The organism is Collinsella sp. AF04-24, from assembly GCF_003465685.1.
GTDB lineage: Bacteria > Actinomycetota > Coriobacteriia > Coriobacteriales > Coriobacteriaceae > Collinsella > Collinsella aerofaciens_AP.
The window spans coordinates 39,485-59,489 of record NZ_QSBK01000015.1 but is presented as its reverse complement, the minus strand read 5'-3'; the positions used below and the strand labels follow the sequence as shown (position 1 = coordinate 59,489).

General features: G+C 59.1%; 16 protein-coding genes. 5 read left to right on the top strand and 11 right to left on the bottom strand.

The features are described 5' to 3' along the window. Positions 1-270: 270 nt before the first annotated feature. The 6 genes from DWV32_RS07245 to DWV32_RS07220 form a co-directional block, all read right to left on the bottom strand. The gene (locus tag DWV32_RS07245; RefSeq protein ID WP_117646410.1) at positions 271-669 is read right to left on the bottom strand and encodes a DUF956 family protein; all 399 of its coding nucleotides are present in this window, start codon (positions 667-669) and stop codon (positions 271-273) included. Between the two features lie 120 nt (positions 670-789). Continuing rightward, positions 790-1,710 (bottom strand): PTS system mannose/fructose/sorbose family transporter subunit IID, encoded by a 921-nt coding sequence (locus DWV32_RS07240; protein ID WP_117757729.1) that lies wholly within the window; start codon positions 1,708-1,710, stop codon positions 790-792. A 16-nt stretch (positions 1,711-1,726) separates the two neighbouring features. Next, a complete protein-coding gene (locus DWV32_RS07235) occupies positions 1,727-2,545 on the bottom strand; it encodes a mannose/fructose/sorbose family PTS transporter subunit IIC (RefSeq protein WP_117629683.1) in 819 nt (272 codons plus the stop codon). Between the two features lie 18 nt (positions 2,546-2,563). Then, positions 2,564-3,553, bottom strand: coding sequence for a PTS sugar transporter subunit IIB (locus DWV32_RS07230; RefSeq protein ID WP_117757728.1), 990 nt, complete (start codon positions 3,551-3,553; stop codon positions 2,564-2,566). 386 nt (positions 3,554-3,939) lie between these two features. After that, entirely contained in the window at positions 3,940-4,365 is a 426-nt protein-coding gene (locus tag DWV32_RS07225) for a hydrogenase maturation nickel metallochaperone HypA (RefSeq protein ID WP_117757727.1), read from the bottom strand. Positions 4,366-4,399: 34 nt separating this feature from the next. Next, a complete protein-coding gene (locus DWV32_RS07220) occupies positions 4,400-7,177 on the bottom strand; it encodes an FAD-dependent oxidoreductase (protein ID WP_187361841.1) in 2,778 nt (925 codons plus the stop codon). Positions 7,178-7,364: 187 nt separating this feature from the next. On the opposite strand from DWV32_RS07220, the gene DWV32_RS07215 reads away from it, so the two are divergent. The 3 genes from DWV32_RS07215 (at position 7,365) to DWV32_RS07205 (ending at position 10,839) form a co-directional block, all read left to right on the top strand. Beyond that, positions 7,365-8,027: a TetR/AcrR family transcriptional regulator gene (locus tag DWV32_RS07215; RefSeq protein WP_117757726.1), complete on the top strand. Its 663-nt coding sequence runs from the start codon at positions 7,365-7,367 to the stop codon at positions 8,025-8,027. Positions 8,028-8,090: 63 nt separating this feature from the next. Further along, positions 8,091-9,098: a DUF5692 family protein gene (locus DWV32_RS07210; RefSeq protein ID WP_117757725.1), complete on the top strand. Its 1,008-nt coding sequence runs from the start codon at positions 8,091-8,093 to the stop codon at positions 9,096-9,098. Positions 9,099-9,336: 238 nt separating this feature from the next. Further along, on the top strand, positions 9,337-10,839 hold the full coding sequence (locus DWV32_RS07205) for a hypothetical protein (RefSeq protein WP_117757724.1): 1,503 nt from the start codon (positions 9,337-9,339) through the stop codon (positions 10,837-10,839). A 73-nt stretch (positions 10,840-10,912) separates the two neighbouring features. On the opposite strand, the gene DWV32_RS07200 is transcribed toward DWV32_RS07205, so the two are convergent. The 3 genes from DWV32_RS07200 to clpB all read right to left on the bottom strand — a co-directional run bounded on the left by DWV32_RS07200 (position 10,913) and on the right by clpB (position 15,430). Further along, positions 10,913-12,265, bottom strand: coding sequence for an ATP-binding protein (locus tag DWV32_RS07200; RefSeq protein WP_117757723.1), 1,353 nt, complete (start codon positions 12,263-12,265; stop codon positions 10,913-10,915). A 208-nt stretch (positions 12,266-12,473) separates the two neighbouring features. Then, positions 12,474-12,668: a hypothetical protein gene (locus DWV32_RS07195; protein WP_233502698.1), complete on the bottom strand. Its 195-nt coding sequence runs from the start codon at positions 12,666-12,668 to the stop codon at positions 12,474-12,476. A gap of 134 nt (positions 12,669-12,802) precedes the next feature. After that, positions 12,803-15,430, bottom strand: coding sequence for an ATP-dependent chaperone ClpB (clpB, locus tag DWV32_RS07190; protein WP_117757722.1), 2,628 nt, complete (start codon positions 15,428-15,430; stop codon positions 12,803-12,805). A gap of 401 nt (positions 15,431-15,831) precedes the next feature. On the opposite strand from clpB, the gene DWV32_RS07185 reads away from it, so the two are divergent. Continuing rightward, complete coding sequence (locus DWV32_RS07185) at positions 15,832-16,500, top strand: hypothetical protein (protein WP_089573291.1); 669 nt, start codon at positions 15,832-15,834, stop codon at positions 16,498-16,500. A 245-nt stretch (positions 16,501-16,745) separates the two neighbouring features. Here the strand turns inward: DWV32_RS07185 and DWV32_RS07180 are convergent, their stop codons facing one another. Continuing rightward, on the bottom strand, positions 16,746-17,861 hold the full coding sequence (locus DWV32_RS07180; protein WP_158559633.1) for an ATP-binding protein: 1,116 nt from the start codon (positions 17,859-17,861) through the stop codon (positions 16,746-16,748). A 669-nt stretch (positions 17,862-18,530) separates the two neighbouring features. Between DWV32_RS07180 and DWV32_RS07175 the strand changes: the two genes are divergently transcribed. Further along, positions 18,531-19,178, top strand: coding sequence for a hypothetical protein (locus tag DWV32_RS07175; protein ID WP_117757721.1), 648 nt, complete (start codon positions 18,531-18,533; stop codon positions 19,176-19,178). A 175-nt stretch (positions 19,179-19,353) separates the two neighbouring features. Here the strand turns inward: DWV32_RS07175 and tnpA are convergent, their stop codons facing one another. Next, complete coding sequence (gene tnpA / locus DWV32_RS07170) at positions 19,354-19,812, bottom strand: IS200/IS605 family transposase (RefSeq protein ID WP_089573702.1); 459 nt, start codon at positions 19,810-19,812, stop codon at positions 19,354-19,356. Positions 19,813-20,005 lie beyond the last annotated feature (193 nt).

Sequence of the window (20,005 nt, the reverse complement as noted above, 5' to 3'; positions counted from 1 at the left end):
ATGCAGCGTATACCCACTCTTCGAAGTTGCGGTGGAACAGCCCTCCGGAAAGTGCGTCCCACTATCCAGGCAAATTCTGGGTCAGACTTTCCCCATGAGACCTCGCTGGGAAACTGTGACCCAGAATTTCGGCTCGAAACGGGACACGGTTTCCCAAACGACCCCGTTCCGGAAACTACATCCCGGAATCGACGCTCGAACTGGGATGCACTTTCCCGATCGAGCCACATGGGAGACTGCGTCCCACTTTGAGGGGGCGCTCTTTAATGACTAGTTGCCTTTGTGGAAGAGGTTTTTGATAACGGAGGGGATGCTCTTGGCGCCCTTGGCCGTCACATCGATAAAGTCAGGCGAACGCACGAGCTTATCCTCGTCAACGTACTTGCGGACCGCACGAAGCGTCTCTTTGTCATCGCGCGTCGAAAACGTAAAGTGACCGTTGTCCTTGGTGAAGATAGCAAAACGCGTAATCTTCTTGGTGCCGCGCAAAACCTCAGCGGCAATATAGTCGACCTCATCCCACGGGATCTGAATAAAATCCTCGGGATTGCGCTCGTTATAGTACTCAAACGCCTTATTGCCCACCATTACGTTACCGTGACTGGTAAGCCCCATCAGGCAGGTTGCCGGCGTTGCCAGATCGACCGTGCTGTTCTGAGATTGCGCCATGCGCGCCTCGCCCTCCAAATAAAACAATCGGACCGCATCCAGTGTACCCACCGGGTGCGGTCCGTTTCAATGGCTCAAAAGCCCTTGCCTAGCAATTCTCGGTCTTAAGCCGAAACGTGCTTACATGAAGCCGCAGACGCGACCGATGATGCCGATGGCGAAGAGAGCCAGGATGATGACGATCGGGCTGACCTTCTTCTTGAGGAGCTTGCAGACCAGCAGGGTCAGGCACACGGCGGCAAGGCCGGGGATGAGCTGATCGAGGTTAGCCTGAAGCGTGGTGACCTTCACCTGATCAAGGGCGTTAGCACCGATGGAGTTATACATCGTCAGTGCTTCCTTGACACCCTCGGCGCCGGCGGGCAGATTAGCCCAGTCGATATAGGCGCCAGCGGACTGCGTGACCTTGGAGACGATCGGGGTAAAGGAGATGGAAACCCAACGCTCGACAAGGGCGCCGATGATGAACATACCAAGGATGGAGGCACCCTCGGTGACCTTGCCCATCAGACCGCCGGAGAGGTCCTTGGCGATGGAGGAGCCGACCTTATAGCCAAACTCCTGCGTGTACCACAGGAAGGCGTAGCGGATGATGTTCCACGCGAAGAAGAACAGCAGCGGACCGGCGATGCTGCCGGACAGGGCCATGGAAGCGCCCAGAGCGCCCAGGATCGGGCGAAGGGTGAACCAGAAGGCGGGGTCGCCGACGCCGGCGAGCGGGCCCATCATACCGACCTTGACGCCCTGGATAGCGACGTCGTCGATCGGAGCACCGTTGGCGCGCTCCTCCTCGAGAGCGAGGGTAACGCCAATGACGGGGGCGGAAACATAGGGGTGAGTGTTATAGAACTCCAGGTGGCGCTTAAGCGCGGCAATCTGGTCGTCCTTGCTGGTGTAGAGCTTCTTGATCGCAGGGATCATTGCGTAGCACCAGCCACCGTTCTGCATACGCTCGTAGTTCCACGAGCCCTGAAGGAACTGATGACGGAAGCAAACCTTCTGACGATCGGACTTAGAAAGCTGAATCTTGTTCTCTGCCATATGTATCACTCCCTTCCTACTCGTAGTCATTCAGAATGTCGCCGAGCGGGTCGCCGGAGCCACCGCCCATGCCGCCACCCTGCTTGGCCAGGTCCTTAAGGCCAAGGTAGATGAGGGCAAGGGAGATGCCGATGAGGCCCAGGGCAATCAGCGTGAGCTGAGGGATGGCAGCCAGGACAAAGCCGAGGATGAAGAACGGCCAGGTCTCCTTGGTGGCCATCATGTTGATGACCATGGCGTAACCGACGGAAGCGACCATGCCGCCGCCGACAGCCATGCCGCCGGACAGCCAGTCGGGCATAGCGTTAAGCGCGTTGGTAACGGCCTCGGCCGGGATGATGCACAGCAGCACTGCCGGGATGGCGATACGAACACCCTGCATGAGGATGCCGGCGTACTGCCAGCGCTCGATGCCGGCGAAGTCGCCCTTCTCGGCGCAGGCGTCCATGCCGTGGACCATAGCGGTGGCCAGGGTACGGCAGATCATGGTCAGGAACAGGCCGGCGACGGACAGAGGCACGGCGACGGCGATGGCGGCGGTAACTGCCTTAGCCGAATCGGTGGCGCCACCGTTGAGGGCGAGCACCATGATGATCGAAGAAGCGACCGAGGCCAGAGCGGCGTCAGGCGCAACAGCGGCGCCGACGTTAGCCCAACCAAGAGCCATCATCTGAAGCGAGCCGCCCAGGAGGATGCCCTCCTGAAGGTGACCGGTTACGAGACCGATAAGCGTGCACGCAACGAGCGGCTGATGGAACTGGAACTGATCCAGAATGCCTTCCATACCGGCAAGCAGCGCGATAATCGCGATTAGAAGAATAGTAAGCGCGGACATGTATCGGACCCTCCTTTACTATGCTTGAGCGGCCAGTTCGGCCTTAGCTTTCTTCAACATGGCGTCGAGATCCTCGGAGGAATCCGAAGGAACCTTGCGGACCTCGAACTTGACGCCCTTGGCCTTGAGGGCCTCGAGGGTCTTGACGTCGTCATCGCCCATAGCGACGGCGTTGGTAACGACGACCTTGCCCTTGGAGTGGGCCATAGAACCGATGTTGACTTCCTTGATGTCGACGCCGGCCTCGATGGCCTTGAGCAGATCCTGCGGGTTCTCGAAGAGCAGCAGCGCCTTGGTGTCACCAAAACGGGTGTCCTTGACGACCTCGGCCATCTTCTTGATAGGCACGACGTTGGCATGGACTCCCGGAGGGGCAGCCTGCTCGATCATGGTCTTGCGGAGCTCGTCGTGAGCAACGCCGTCGGAAACCACGATGATGCGGTTGGGGTTGATCTGCTTGGTCCACGTGGTGGCCACCTGACCATGAAGCAGACGGGTGTCGATACGGACGTGGGCGATCTTGATGTGCCCGTCGCCGATGACCGTTCCCGGAGGGATGGCGCCTGCAGGAGCAGCGGCGGCCGCAGCCGGCTTCTTCTCCTCGGGCTCCAGAGACTCGGGCTTGACGCGCACGCCGGCCTTAGCCTCAGTCACGAGATGTTTTGCGATCGCATGTGCAGTGTTCTTTGCGTCAAAGCGCTGCGAATATGCCTCGATGAGCATAGGCAGGTTGACACCGGTGACGATAGCCCAGGAATCATGGCCCTCGATGAGACCGCTGATCTGGTTGAAGGGCGTGCCGCCCCACAGATCAACGAGGAAGAGCACCTGCTCCTGGTCCTCGAAGGAAGCGATTGCCTCCTCGACCTTGGCGCGGAAGTCGTCGGGGCCCATGCTCGGCTCGAGCGAGACCACGGCTACAGACGGCTGATCGCCAAAGACCATCGAGCCCGTCTGCTTGATTCCAGCCGCCAAGTCACCATGGCTAGCAAGAACAATACTTACCATCACATAACCTCCTTTTTGTCTACGTAATTCCTACACGACAAAAAAGAGTATAGCCGCAAGCGTGGCTAAATTATAGGAAAAAATGTGAACGGTTGGATTATTTGTTTAAACGTCCTGCTTTGTTACAAGTTGGTTACATCGCTGGTTTTCAGCTATTCCTCGCTAAACATAATTAGTTTGACCATCTTAGAAAACAGATACAAGCACAGCATTCATTAATACCGATTTAAATCGGATAAGAACCTGCTTGACTCTTCGATATTTTGTTTAAACAGACGTGACTTGACTAATTTCGTTAGTTATGCTTTAGCAAGCCGTCAAAATAGAATAGTCATTGGGGACGTTCTTTAATGACTAGTCGTTTAAGAACGTCCCCAATAACTAAGTTAGGCGATGTGGAGAGGGTTGGCGGCGTCGACGGCGTCAGGAGCAGCGGGACCATCAGGGGTAGCGTCTGCCGGGTCCTCGTCGGGGGTCTCGATCTGCTTGATCATGACATCCTGGCCCTGCAGCAGATAAGTCTCGCCGCTACCGCAATGGGGACAGGTCTTGCCGTGCTCGACCGTCGCGTAGTCGCGGCCGCACGCCTCGCAATGTGTCACGGCCTCAACGGGCTCCACGATAAGCTCCGAGCCCTCGGTGATAGGCTTTTTATCCGCTGCCCAGCGCCAAGCGTCGAGCAGCAAGTCGGGAACGACGCCCGAGACCTCGCCCAACAGCAACGTCACGCTCGAAACGCGACTTACGCCGTTGGCGCGAGCCACATTCTCGACATCGCGAATGATGTGATACACGATTCCGAGCTCGTGCACTTTTAATTCCTTCCGCCGTTCCCGTTATGACTACTTACTTGCGACCAAATTTGATCTTGATGGCACGCTTGAGTGCGTACTTGCCCAGGCTGGGGAGCTTTTGCTCGTATTTGACCATCGTTGAGCACTCGGGGCGGTCGCGATCCAGATGGATGGCATCGAACGCGCACTTGGTGGTGCACAGGCCGCAGCCGATGCACTTGTTGGGGTCGACGATCGAGGCGCCGCAGCCAAGGCAGCGGGCGGTCTCGGCGCGCACCTGCTCCTCGGTAAAGGTCTCGACGTACTCGCTAAACGGCGCGGCCTTCTCGCGCTCGCGGTCCACATGGGCAACCTCGCGGCTCGCGTTGTCGTAGCTCTCGATCACGACGTCGTCGCGGTCGAGCGCGGTGTAGCGGCGCTGGTTGCGGCCGATCGTGAGCGTGGAGCCCGGCTGCACAAAGCGGTGGATGGACACGGCGGCCTCGTGACCGGCGGCGATGGCATCGATGGCAAAACTCGGACCGGTGTAGACGTCGCCGCCCACAAAGATGTCTGGCTCGGCGGTCTGGTAGGTCTGAGGATCGGCAAGGGCACCCTGACCGCGGCCAAGCTCCACCTTGGAGCCAGCCAGCAGGTCGCCCCACACAATGGACTGGCCAATCGACATGACGACACGGTCGGCATCGACACGGCGCAGGTCGTTCTCGTCGTACTCGGGCGCAAAACGGCCCTCGTCGTCAAAGACACGCGTGCAGCGCTTGAAGGTGATGCCGCGCACATGACCGGCCTCGTCCAGGTGAACCTCCTTGGGGCCCCAACCGCAGCTGATGTGCGCGCCGTCCTCGGTGGCCTCGCGACGCTCCTCCTCGCTGGCGGGCATCTGGGCCTCACTCTCCAGGCAGAACATCTCAACGTGCTCGGAACCCAAACGGCAGGCGTTGCGCGCGACATCGATAGCAACGTTGCCGCCGCCCACCACAATGGTGCGGCCGGGCAGCGCGTCGATCTTGCCGCTGTTAACCTCGCGAAGGAAGTCGACGGCCACGGTCACGTCCTCGGCATCCTCGCCCGGAATGCCGGCAAGGCGGCCGCCCTGGCAGCCAATGGCAACGTAGAAGGCCTTAAAGCCCTGCGCGCGCAGCTCGTCGAGCGTCACGTCGCGACCGACTTCCACGCCATAGCGGAACTCGGCACCCATCAGGCGAATAACCTCGACCTCGGCCTCGATAACGTCTTTCTGCAGCTTAAAGCTGGGAATGCCATAGGTGAGCATGCCGCCCGGGCGCTCGTTTTTCTCGAACACGACGGGCTTGTAGCCCTTCTCGGCCAGGTAGAAAGCGCAGGACAGACCGGCCGGGCCGGCACCGATGATGGCGATCTTCTGATCGAAGCCGCCAGCACGCGTCGGGGTCACCACAGGTGGGACATAGCGGGTCGCGGCGTCCAGATCGCGCTGGGCGATAAACTTCTTGACCTCGTCGATGGCCACGGCCTCGTCCACGCGACCACGGGTGCAGGCGTCCTCGCAGCGGCGGTTGCACACACGGCCGCAGATAGCGGGCAGCGGGTTCTCGCGCTTAATGAGTGCTAGGGCCTCGTCATAGCGACCCTGAGCCGCGAGCTTCAAATAGCCCTGAACGGCAACGTGCGCGGGGCAGGCCGTCTTGCAGGGAGCGGTGCCGGACTCATGCGTCTCGATGCGGTTGTCGTTGCGGTAGTTGGGCGACCACTTGGTGTGGTCCCACTTGGTGGCATCGGGCAGCTCCTGGCGCGGATACTCGGGCACCTGTCCGCCGGACTTTTTGCTGCAGAGCTTCTGGCCCAGCTTGGCGGCGCCGGCCGGGCACACCTCAACGCAGCGACCGCAGGCCACGCACTTGTCCTTCTCGACCTTGGCGACATAGGCCGAGCGCGACAGGTTGGGCGTGTTGAACAGCTGCGAGGTGCGCAGGGCGTAGCACACGTTGACGTTGCAGTTGCAGATGGCGAAGATTTTGTTCTCACCGTCAATGTTGGTGATCTGGTGCACAAAGCCGTTGTCCTCGGCCTGGCGCAAGATGTCGTAAACCTCGTCGCGGGTCACGTAATGGCCACGATCGGTCTCGACCACGTAGTCGGCCATATCGCCCACGGCGATGCACCAATCGGCCGGGTCGTCGGCGCAGCCCTCACCCATCACGCGACGGCTCGCGCGGCAGCTGCAGGTGCTAGCGGCATACTTACCCTCGTATTTGTCGAGCCAATGCTCGATATGCTCAATAGGCACCGAGGTGCTTGCGGCGTCGATGGCCTTCTCGACCGGAATGACGTGCATGCCGATACCGGCGCCTCCGGGCGGCACCATCGGCGTGGCGCGGGACAGCGGCCCCTTGGACGCCTGCTCAAAGAACTTGGCATAGACCGGATGCTCCTCGAGCTGGCTCACGCGCATGTTGAGGAACTCGGCGGAACCCGGCACCAGCATGGGCAGTACCCACTGCTTGGCGCGCTCGGGGTTTTCCCAGTTGTACTCGAGCAGACCCGTGTAGCTCATGTCGTCGAGCATCTTCTCGATATCGGCCTCGGGCATGCCGGTGAGCTTGACCATCTCGGGCAGCGTATAGGGACGACGCATCTTCATCTTGCAGAGCACTTCGGCCTGCTCGTCGGTTGCGGCCTCGGCAAACGACCAGTACTCATAGCCCAGCAGCTCGTCGCGATGCAGCAGACGGTTGGTGCAGTGCTCGCACAGCTTGACGATTGCCTCGCGCGGATGCTCCGGCAGCGGCGGCACAAACTCCGCGCCGATATCGGGCTCGGTGTAACTAATCCCCGGTCCGTTGAGAATCATGGTTGTCCCTTCTCTTGCCGCAGCCCAACGAGGCCGCAGCGCCCCTCTTTTTACGGGCCCGACATGCCCCCATGCCGTTCGCCCAATATTGTTGACATTGTGTCAAAAATAGTATTGACGAACCGTCAACAATATTCAAGACTGTTAGGCGAACGGTCAAGCAAAAGAGGATGAAAGGCGGCAAAACATGGGCAACAACACGGCAGGTACCTCTGTGGTCGATGCCGTCCCCGCATCCGATAGCGCGGCAAAGCGCTTGACGGGCGACGAACGCCGTCGCGAGATTCTCGATGCCGTGCGCACCGTAAGCTCCGAGCTGGGCGTGTCCCACCTATCGGTATCGGCTGTGACCAAGCGAGCCGGCTGCACGCGTTCATTGTTCTACCACTACTTTGCCGATATGGACGCCGCCGTCACCGCTGTCATGGACGAGGCAATCGACGGCTTCATTACTGAGCTCGAGCAGTGGAATGCCAGCCGCACGGTTGGCGACATCGAGGGGGCGCTCGACACCGTCGCCCCGCTCTTTAAGCGCCTGGTCGCCAGCGGCCACGAACTGCCGAGCACCCTGACCTCCAGCAGCGGCGCGCTCTACGGCGGCTTTTTGCACAACGTGGTCCAACGCGTGGCGCAGTATATCTGCGACACCACCGTGGTGGATTTTGTCGCCCATCATGAGCTACGCATCGACCATGTCTACGAGACGTTCTACACCCTCATCATGGGGTTGTTGATGTATATCCGCACGCACCCCGATGTGCCCGACGAGACGGTCAAGGAAATCATCGCCTCGACACTCCACATCGAGGGCTACACCGCCAAGTATCCGGAGCGCAAGCCCCAGAACTGACGACATTTGGTCAAACTGCCCGCGATCGGAAGAGGGGCCGCGGGCTTGTGAAAGGAGAGCAGCATGCTGTTCGATGTTTGGGGTAGCGATACCCTTATCCACTGGGCCGGCTGGGCCATGGTCTTTATCGGCCTGATCGTGCTCAACGAGGTCGGCCGCCGCACCAAGCTCGGCGCGGCCATCATCTTTGGCGTGGCTCCGCTGGCCATGACCATCTACTGCGTCGCCATCGCCGTCGGCGTTTCGCAGGGTGCCGAGTGGGCGCTCACCAACCCCACCCATGTGTACCAGAACAGCTGGTTCCACTACGCCAAGGTCTACGCGGCGTTGGCCGGTTGCTGGGGCTTCATCGCCATTAAGTATCAGTGGGGCAAGATCGGCAAGGCGCACTGGTTCCGCGCGTGGCCGTTTGTGATCGTCGCCATCAACATCATGATCGCCGTCGTGTCCGACTTCGAGAGCGCCTATCACTTCTTTGTCCTGGGCGAGTCCACCTGGGTCACCTCCGAAGGTGCTACGCAGTTGGCCGGCTGGAACAACGTGTTCAACGGCATCGCCGGTATCATCAACATCTTCTGCATGACCGGTTGGTGGAGCGTCTACGCCTCCGAGGACAAGACCGACATGCTGTGGCCCGACATGACCTGGGTCTACATCATCGCCTACGACATCTGGAACTTCTGCTACACCTACAACTGCCTGCCCACCCACTCCTGGTTCTGCGGCTTTGCGCTGCTGCTGGCGCCCACCGTCGCCGCCTTTATCTGGAACAAGGGCGGCTGGATCCAGAACCGCGCCTTTACGCTGGCCATTTGGTGCATGTTTGCCCAGGTGTTCCCGTACTTCCAGGAGGAGTCCATCTTTGTGACCCACTCCACGCTCGACCCCGGCGCCGCTACCGCGGTCTCGATCGCCGCACTGGTCGCCAACGTCGCCGCGATCATCTACATCGCCTACCGCGCCAAGAAGCTCGGCCGCAATCCCTACAAGCAGGATGTCTTTGAGGGCACCAGCGATTGGGAGAAGGCCACCGCTCGCCGTGCCAAGGTTGATTACGCGCACGCCGAGTAACATGTTGGCCGCTGTTGGCACTTGGGCATAGGCCCGCTCACCAGGCCTTTCAATCCAATGTCTCGCAGAGCCCCCGAAAAGCGTTTCGCTCGCTTTCCGGGGGCTTTTTGTCGTTGCGCCTCTATTCATCTATTCAAAAACACGCGCATATATAAAATCGGATTTCAAATCATGCGGCGGCTCTATGGAGCCCCGTTTTTGGGTACATTGTTGTCCCGATATTGAGCTTGGGGGATATATGAAAGATGAGACGATGGGCCAAGAGGATGCGGTCCAAGATGCAGAAGCGTGTGCCGAGGCCCTGGAGAGTCTAGACCAGATCGCGCTGGCCGAGATTACGTTTGACGATTCGAGCGTTAATGTGCAGGATGAGCCGGAAATCGAGGCGCAGCTCGATGATCAGGATGCAAAAGACGATGGCGCCGCGCCCACCGAAGACGAGGCAGGTCACGAAGACACCGAAAGCGAGGCCGGCAATCAGCTCGAATCCGACACGGGCGAGGAAACCGTCTTGCTCGACAGCTTGCCGGCCGAGGATTCGCTGACCCGCGAGCTTCCTGGCCTGGGTTCCGCACCAGTCGTCGACGAGACCATCGCCATGGGAGATATTCCCCTGCCGTCCGCTCCCTCGGCACACGAAGCCGAGGTTCGTCATCGTAAGATGTCGCCCAAGCGCCGCAATCTGATGGTCGCCGGTGTCGTGGCCGTCGCGCTCGTCGCCGGCGGCGCGGGCTATGCGGCTTGGAACGGATACCAGCAAGAGCAGGCCGCCGTAGTTGCCGCAAACGCCCATACCATGATGTCGGTGCAAATTGGCGTACATGCCGCGGGACTCGACTGCTCCACCGGCTCAAAGATCCCCGTGCAGGTGAGTGGCCAGGACTCCGACGGCTCTTCTGTGAGCGAAACGCTCTACGTTGACGAGCACGGCCGCGGCATCAAACTGCTGCCCGGCGATTACACGCTCTCCATCGCTGCCTCCCCCATCGCGGCCGACGGCACCATCTATACCGTCCCGACCACCAAGACGCAGGTCACCGTTAAGAGCGATGGACAGGATTTAAGTGCCCAGGCTGCCTTTAAACTCAAGGTGCCTTCGGCCGACACGGTAACCAACGACCAGATCGACGCCGCCGCCAAGTATGCCGAGGAAGGCGGCGCGAGCTCCGCCGCCACCGCCAAGGTGCTCCAGCAGGCGGCAACCGCGCGGCGCGACGCCGCCGTCAATGCCGTGAGCGCGCAAAAGGCACAGGCAGCCCGTGATGCCGACGCCCGTCACAAGGCAACCGACCTCTACCAGCTCGATATCCCCGTCGAATGGTACGGCAAGGTCGAGACTTGGCAAAATGGCAGCACGCTATGCATCTATCTTGCCGGCGACAGCGATACGCCGATTGTGACGCTCGTCGCGGTGCGCGAGGGCGAGAGCTTTACGCCCGATGAGGGCGATACGGTTTTGGGTGCGGCCAATCTAGGCAACGGTTATACCGTCTACGCCAGCGGCCCCGTCTATCCGTACGTGGTGCCCCAGACCATCAACGGGCGCACGCAGAACCCCGTGTCGACCTATCCCATGGACACAGCCATTGAGCTTGTCGAGCTTACGACCGGCAACCGCTACACCTACAGCCAGATCAAGAGCGTGCTGGTCGGCAAAGACGGCAAGGCCGACGCTGCCACCAAGCTCGAATGCGACTACATCGCCCAGATTCTGCTGCTGAGCATCAAGGCCCAGGACTAGCCGGGCGCATCATGGTACTCCCCAACCGTGATGAAGGGGCCAGGAGGTCCTGGCCCCACAGATCCGTAGATGATTAGGCAAGGAGCCACTTCCATGCGGGCACAGCGTGTACCACACCGTGTTCACATGGAATATCGGCCTGTTCATCCATAGTAACGATTACCGACTCGCCAAGATCAAACTGGGCCATCGAGGCATCGAGGGCTGCAATTTCGCGTTCGCGCGTTTTCTCGCTTGCCATATCCACACTCACCTGAGTCAGGCTATAAGCCTGCATGAGAAGTGCATCCCCAGCCACAAAGTCAACCTCATGGCTTTTATTCTTCTCCTTGACCAGTAGGCGGCAGACCGAACCGACCCGCACCGCAGGAGTCCTTCTTCTGAGCGCATTGAACACCGCAGTCTCGAGCCTCTGGCCCTGGTCCAATGCCGATGCGGGAGAGAATGCTCCAACCATCGCAGGATCGACAGCGTAGACTTTAGACGCAGACCGCGTATTATTTGCAAGTGAACGCGTAAACTCCGGCACAGAAAACAGCAGGTAGGCGTCCTCGTAATACTCAAGTAAGTCGCTGAGCGAATTACGACTGACGGGTATCTGCCTGCTCTTGAACTCGTTGTACACCTTGTTCACCGACAGCTCTCGTCCCGAAGATGCCATACACCGCGTCAGAAACAGTGAGGCCAAACGAGGGCTCTTGACGTCGTAACGCTCCACAACGTCCATAGCGACCGTTCGCGACGCATATTCCTGTAGCAGCTGAATCGCGTCTGCGGGCGTCTGCTCAAGTGTCGCGATGAATCCCCCTCGCTCGAGATATCCGACCAGATGGTGTCGGAGCAACGCTGCAGCGCTTGAGGAGAAGGGCGCGTTCGACTCAGGAACGCTCCCCGTCTTATATCGGACGTATTCCGAAAAACTCAACGGAAAAAGCTCTCGCACAAGAGAACGGCCCCTGAACTCGCTCTTAAGTTCTGAGGACAGCATCTTAGAAGAAGATCCCGTCACGTAAACGGTCGCCTTCTCCGTATCGACCACGCGTCGCAGAAACGCACCCCATTCGGGTATTTCCTGGATCTCGTCAAAGAAAAGGTAGGCGCCCTCGCCTCGAGCAGCAGGATATAGTGCATAGAATGTATCGAGCACGTCCGCTAGTAGCGATGGCTCATACGGACGCAAGCGCTCATCCTCAAAATTGAAATATAGCATCCGGTCAAGCTCGACGCCTTGGCCCTGAAGCCGCCGCATCTCCTGATACAGGCGATACGTCTTTCCACAACGACGGGCGCCCACAATCACATATACGATGTTGTCGCGCTTTGGCTCCTGCGGGTTGCCCAGATCAAGGTCGCGCTCAAAGACCTGCGGAATCCCCTGTTGCTCAAAGTCCTTTATTTTTTGAGCCACCAAGTCGTTGAATGCCATAATTCTCCAATCTTGCTCTCCTGCTAATCAAGATTATAACGATTCTTGATTAGCAGGAGAGCAAGATTGTGCGTATCTTGATTAATGGATAAGCAAGTTTTCTATTAGTGGCCCCTCCCGGAGGATATCGAGCGGCCGAGGGGGGCAGGCATGAACGCCTCTAGCCGAAAACAAAGTAGCTAAAAAAGCCCCGTCCCAAATGAGCTACTTAACGCCAGGGGTCAGCTTCGAAGAGGGGCTCGCGCTCGGGGCGGCGATCGCTATAAGGATCGTAGCCGTCGTCATCCTCGTTCTCGGCACGGATGTAGGGGTCGCGCGGCTTGGGCACAGGCTTGGGTGCAGGCTTGGGTGCGGCCGGCGCGGCGTTGGCGACCGGCGCATTCGTCTTGTTCTTGTCTATCATCTGCATATCTCCTTGCCATGCAATCGTGTTCAACATTATCGATTGTCGCACGAAAAAGGGCGGCGGACCCAATTGGATCCGCCGCCCTTGGCGTTTAGAGACGGCTGGCAGATTTTAAGGCATGTCCCATAAATCTACTCGGCGTCGGGGACCTCGTAGGTAGCAGACGGCGTGTTGTCGCACACGACGGTAAAGCCGCCGTCCTTGTCGGCATCGACCGTCACCTGATCGCCCTCGCGCACCGTACCGTCGATGATGGCGGCGGCGATGGCGTCCACGACCTCGCGCTGGACCAGGCGCTTGAGCGGACGGGCACCGAACACGGGGTCCAGGCCACCCACGGCGAGCATCTGCTTGGCCGCCGGGGTGATGGCAAGCGTCATGCGCTCCTTGGCCAGACGCGCGCGGACGTCGGCAAGCTGGATGTCGACGATCTTCTCGATCTGCGCCATGCCGAGCGGATGGAACACCACGATATCGTCGATACGGTTGAGGAACTCGGGGCGGAAGGTCTGAGCCATGGCGGCGTCGACCTGATGGCGCATCTCCTCCTCGTCCTTACCGGACAGATCGGCGATGGCCTTGGAGCCCACGTTAGACGTCATGATGATGATCGTGTTCTTGAAGGACACCTGGCGACCCTGGCCATCGGTCAGACGGCCGTCATCAAGCACCTGCAGCAGCACGTTAAAGACATCCGGATGAGCCTTCTCCATCTCGTCGAGCAAAATCACGGAGTACGGACGACGGCGCACGGCCTCGGTAAGCTGGCCGCCCTCGTCGTAGCCCACGTATCCCGGAGGCGCACCGATCAGACGCTGGACGCTGAACTTCTCCATGTACTCGGACATGTCGATACGCACGAGCGCGCGCTCGTCGTCGAACAGGCACTCGGCCAGCGCCTTGGCGAGCTCGGTCTTGCCCACGCCGGTGGGGCCCAGGAAGAAGAAGCTGCCGATGGGCTTGTCTGGGTCGGAGAGGCCCGCACGGCTGCGGCGCACGGCCGCGGCGACAGCGGAGACCGCCTCGTCCTGGCCGATGACGCGCTTATGCAGCTCGCCCTCCAAGCCCTTCAGCTTGTCGAGCTCGCCCTGCATCATCTTGGACACGGGCACGCCGGTCCAGGCGCTCACGACCTCGGCGATCTCATCGGAGGTCACCTGCTCGTTGAGGCCCTCGCCGTCCTGCTGCTTTTGCGCCTCGAGCGCAGCCTCGGAATCCTGAATCTGCTGCTGCAGACCCGGAATCACGGAGTAGCGCAGCTCGGACGCACGGCCCAGATCGCCATTGCGCGTCGCGCGCTCCTCTTCGCTCTTGGCCTCGTCGAGCTGGCCCTTAAGCTCCTGCACGTGGTCGATGGCGTTCTTCTGGTTGAGCCAGCCGGCCTTTTGCACGTTGAGCTTTTCTTGGACCTCGGCGATCTCTTGGCGCAGAGCCTCCAGACGCTCCTTGGAGGCGTCGTCGGTCTCCTTCATGAGTGCCTGCTCCTCGATCTGCAGCTGGGTGAGCTGACGCGTGGTGGCGTCAATCTCGACCGGCATGCTGTCGAGCTCCATGCGCAAGCGGCTTGCGGCCTCATCGACCAGGTCGATGGCCTTGTCGGGCAGGAAGCGGTCGGCGATGTAGCGGTCGGAAAGGTCGGCGGCGGCCACGAGTGCGCTATCGGTGATGTGCACGCCGTGGAAGATCTCGTACTTCTCCTTGAGGCCACGCAGGATCGAGATGGTGTCCTCGACGGTAGGCTCGCTGACCATCACGGTCTGGAAACGACGGGCGAGCGCCGCATCCTTCTCGATGTACTTGCGGTATTCGTCGAGCGTGGTCGCGCCGATTGCATGCAGATCCCCACGGGCGAGCGCCGGCTTGAGGATATTGCCGGCGTCCATAGAGCCCTCGGTGGCACCCGCGCCCACGATGGTGTGGAGCTCATCGATGAACAGGATGACCTTGCCCTCGGATTTTTGCACTTCTTTGAGCACGGCCTTCAAGCGGTCCTCGAACTCGCCGCGGTACTTGGCGCCGGCGACCAGCGCGCTCATGTCGAGCTCGATGAGGTCGCGGTCGCGCAGAGTGCTTGGCACGTCACCGGCAACGATGCGCTGGGCGATGCCCTCGACGATGGCCGTCTTGCCCACGCCCGGCTCGCCGATGAGCACAGGGTTGTTCTTGGTGCGGCGGGACAGGACCTGGATGGTGCGGCGAATCTCATCGGTACGGCCGATGACCGGGTCGAGCTTGCCGGCGCGGGCAAGGTCGCAGATATTGCGGCCGTACTGCTCCAGCGCCTCAAACTGGGTCTTGTCCTCGGCAGACGTCACGCGGTCATCGCCACGCAGCTCCTCGTAAACCTGCTCGATGCGCTCCTTGGTGACGCCGGCGTCGCGCAGCACGCGACCAGCCTCGCCCTTGTCCTCGGCAAGCGCCATCAGCAGATGCTCGGTCACCACAAAGCTGTCGCCCATCTTGGTGGCCTTCTTCTCGGCCTTCTCGATGACGCGGACGAGCTCATTGGAAAGACCCATCTGCTGGCCCTCGCCCGAAACCTTGGGTGCATGGTCGATGGCATCCTGCGTGGAGCGTGCGAGCTGAGCCGGGTCGGCACCGATGCGCTCGATGATCACGGAGATATTGCGCTCGCCGGCACCGAGCAGGGCGGACAGCAGGTGAATCGGCTCCACCGCGCCGGCCTGCGCATCGGCAGCCGTGCCCATGGCGGTCTGCAGCGCCTCGCGCGACGTCATTGCTAGCTTATCGATTCTCATGGAATCACCTCTCTTGGGGTGGCCGCCCTACGGGGCGGCTTCACGTTGTTCGAGAAGTATTGTTGCCAGCTTTACGCGATCTTATACACAAATCTAAGTCCCTATATATAAGATTTTCTGAGTGATTGAAAGATAGGACTTGAGAGTGTCGGTCCGGCGCGACCGTGGAACCCAACTGTCTCAATCTGTAACATCTGGCAGCCCTTTTCGGTCCCAGGTGTTACAGATCGAGACAAACGGAACCACCACAAAGGGGACAGGCACCTTTGTGTTGGTCCACATCAACATCGAGCTCGCTCCTAATATCCGTTATTCCTGCTCGTATTGAGGTTAAAATGAACTGTGATTAAAGCATATTCATTTCTCTCGTTCTTGATAGCTCTTCGTCTCAAGGAGCAGATATGAAGTCGTCTTATTCTACTGCTCGCAACGTCATTGCCATTCTCGCCATACCCATCGTGATGCTCTTTCTTATCGTCGTCACACCCTTTTCCCTGGGTATCGCCTCGCCCTTCGATTTGTGCGGGATGGTCGACGCCGGCTCGCGTGCCACCTCGCTCTCCTTTATCTGCCGCGGTGTGCTCTACGAAGATGCAATTCCCACCGGGCTTTGGCGGTCAAAGCTGCCGCTGCTCGGTCAGGTCGACGGACGTTCTCCCTACTTCAACCTTGAACCTCAAGCGATGAACTATCTGATCGATGACCAACCCCTTGCCTCCATCACCCTCGCTTACGACTATGCTCCAAACACCGATGAGCGTCACATGAACCAAGTCCTCGACAAACTGCTTGAACAGTGCGGGCTCACCGATGAGGTCGGCCGAACCGTCGACAGCGACCAGAAATTAAAGCGAACAGAACTCCGCCGCATTGGAAAAATCAGAGAGCGAGGCAGAGCTGCCTACTGGCAGGCCTGGGCGATACGCGACAAAAGCGAATTTGGGCACAGCACCTATACGGTCACCGTCTTCACTAAAGATGGGATCAAGGACAATGTTGACGATTTCGCATCGTCCAAACTCGGCATCCCCAAAACGACCAAATCCGCCAGCCCGGACGAAATCCTGTAGAGGTTTTCATCGAAATGTTGCTCAACCCGAACGGCGACATCGAGCTCGCTCCCCACCACCACAAAGGTGCCCGTCCCCTTTGTGGTGGTTTTCGGCGATCATTTCCGCCCTACGATGCAAGAAGCCGCCGCAGGAACCATCCCTGCGGCGGCTTCTTTGGGTTGGCAGGGACCAATCGCCGGCGTTGAAGGCCGTTTTTAGTCTCCGACGTTGGCTTTTGGCCCCTTCAAGCTATCCGACAAATATCAATATCTTGATAGGATTTCATTCGAGCTCTTAAGCAGATATTCGCGCAGCAATGGAATCGAGAACCTCACCATGCCGCGTGAGGGCGCATCGATAACCTGTGCCTTGATAAGTTGCCGTCGTGTCGCTGTCAGGCTCGCAGGGGGCAAGGAGAGCCCCGCTGCGATCTCTTTGGTCGGCACATTCCCCTCATGCTTGGCCATGGCAATGAGGTACTCAATCGCGCGAAGCGGCAAATCGGCAAGGGCAACGTCGAGCACGGAGCCCTCAAACTCCCCATACGCATCTTCAATGCCCTTCTGGGCATCCTCAAGTGAAATCGACGCATCGCGGTCGGCATGCCTGCGCGCATTCGCGAATACGCGATAGCCCACGAGTTGCACGAGATACGCATATCCCCTCGTAGCACAAGCCGTCATTTCAAGCGCCTTGCCATCCAAGTGCAAACCGGCACCTTCCACGGTTGAAGCCATCGAATCCGAAACATCCGACAGCGGAATCGAGGCGAGCTCCTCAGCCTTAGCTCGTTGTAGAAATGTAAGGGCACGGCCGTTGATGAGGTCCATTACGCCCATGGTCAAGCCAGCAAATACAAACGCGATATTCTTGCGTTCGCGGATAAGGTGCTGCACGGCCGCTGCAACGAGCCGCACGTCATCAGCATCCGCATCCTGTATTTCATCGACCGTCACCAGCAGACCGGCACCATGTTGCGTTTCCCGCGACGCCACGCTCGTCAAGACGCCCCGCAACGTCTCAGGCCCGGTCAAGGACTTAGATACGCCCGCTTTCACCACACCAAGACTTGCTTCTAAATGAAGCTCGGTATTGTCCGAGGTGCGTGCGAGCTCATGTTGGATGGCGTCGACGATACTGCCCGCCGCAGTCACGTCAACCACGCGCCAACCATACGACTTCGCAATATCGCCGAGCTCTGTCAACAGCGCCGTCTTGCCCGACCCGCGCGGGCCGGTAATGCGCATGAGCCTTCCGGGGGCGCCCACGCCTTCTTCGATGCCGTCCCTAAAATCATCAATAACCCGCTCGCGTCCGATAAGGACCGGAGGTTCAGCGCCAGCGGTCGGCTTAAACGGGTTGATTATCGTGCGCTTCAATGTCCCCACCTTCCTACTGTCGTCGTTATCGTGATTATAGTATCAATAGTGCAAATAGTGAAAGTAGTGAGAATAGTTCAACTATTTAATCATGCGGCCGTTTCCCGCCGCTAACAACTAAAGGTGCCAACAGTCCGCGTTGGACTCTAACAGGAAAACATTTGGCCCCTCAAAAACCACCGCAAGGGGCCTTTGTGGTGGTTTTCGCTCCAACACACCCCGCTGTCTCAACCTGTAACATCCAGCGGCCCTTTTCGGTCCCAGGTGTTACAGATTTAGATGAAGCGATCGACGGCAACCGTTTGTCTCAATCTGTAACAACTACTCGGCAAATTGGGGCCCAGATGTTACAGATCGAGATTAACCGCGGAGCCCCGTCCGAAAATCTCAACCTGTAACACCAGGCCCACTTTTAGCGGCCAAGACGTTACAGATCGAGACAAACGAAACCACCACAAATGAACTGCATCCCCTTTGTGGTGGTCCAGAGAAGAATCAGCCCCGATTAAAAGAGGCGGCATCAAGCCCAGCCTACGTTTGGCGACCCCAAATCGAAGCCCAATGGGGCCTTTCAGCCCCCTCATTCCGGACGGTCGCTTTCTTTTGAATATTGTCGTAAGCTGGTATCACTTATCTTAATGAATGCATACTGTTTGCGAGGTACTCGCCGTGAAACGCTCCACCTATATCGGCCTGCTCGTCTTAGCGTTTGCGATTACCGCAGTCGGCGTAGGAATTATCTATCTCGCATTTCTCCCCGCCTCTGCAACGCAGGCGGCGGTTGAGACCGTAAGCTATCCCATCGAAATCCTCACCGATATCGTCAAACCCGATTCGATCACCGTCGATTTTGACGGTACGCCCGCAGCGCTTGGGGTCAGCAACTATCCCCGTATCGAACTTGGGGCCATGCGCTACACCAAAGATGAGCAGCTTATCGGTAGGGCAGCCGAGTTGCTCAAAGGCAAGACGTTTAAGCGGTGGTACGGCGCCGTAATATATCGAGCCAAGAACAGCCAAATGAATGGCGGGTATTATTCGACCCTTGAACTCGATGCGGCAAACGGGAGCAGACTGTGCAACGTCTCATACGACCCCGGCTATGTGGACAATGAAGGGCCGGGGGCCTATATCTCGGATGGCGACGTAATCTACGTCATGGAGGGCGACCAGACGGCAGTCGTCAGTTTTATGGATCAGTGTACCGAAGATGCCTACGAACAAACCTGCGAGCCCGATCCGCAGACAGCGCGCAACAGTGGCTCGGCACGCACTTGGCTATTTGACGACGAAATAACCTGGACCCCATCGAAATAAGGACCCGTCGGGCAGGCACCTTTGTGGTGGTCCAAATCAGAACCACCCTTAAAAAGGGTGGTTTGCTCTTAGGGTATAACCCACGGGCCCCGGGCTCGCGTCTAAAGGCGCGGGCCCGGACTTCGTCCAGGCCTAGTGCATCTTGACCCGTGGCGCGCCGGTCGAACCGGCAGCATCACCCCCTCTTGAAGGGGTCCTCGTACTCCTTCACGCTCAGCCTGTCCAGTGCGATGTCGTGGGACTCCTGCTCCCTGATGTACTTGGCGATCGTCGCCTCGTTCAGGCCGACGGTGGACACGTAGTAGCCCTCCGCCCAGAACTTCCTGTTGCCGAACTTGTACTTGAGGTTGGCGTGCCTGTCGAATATCATCAGCGAGCTCTTCCCCTTCAGGTAGCCCATGACGCTCGCGACGCTGTACTTCGGCGGGATCGCCAGCAGCACGTGCACGTGGTCGGGCATCAGGTGCCCCTCGATTATCTCGATCCCCTTGTACTCGCACAGCTTCCTGAGGATCTCCCCTATGTCGCTCCTGATTTGGTTGTAGATCACTTTGCGCCTATACTTCGGCGTGAACACGATGTGGTACTTGCACATCCACTTCGTGTGGGAAAGGCTGTAGGCCTTCTGGGCCATGGCGACCACCCCTTCGACTCGAATTCTTGACGGCCTGAACAATCGTCAATATCGGTCGGAGGGGTGGCTTTGTAAAGCCGTTTGTCTCCACCCGCGTAGCGGGTGGTTTAAAGCTGGCCGCTGCGCGGCCAGCAGACTAAAGTCTTGAAAAAAAAAGAAGCCGCCCCAATAAAAAGGGGCGGCATCAAGTAAG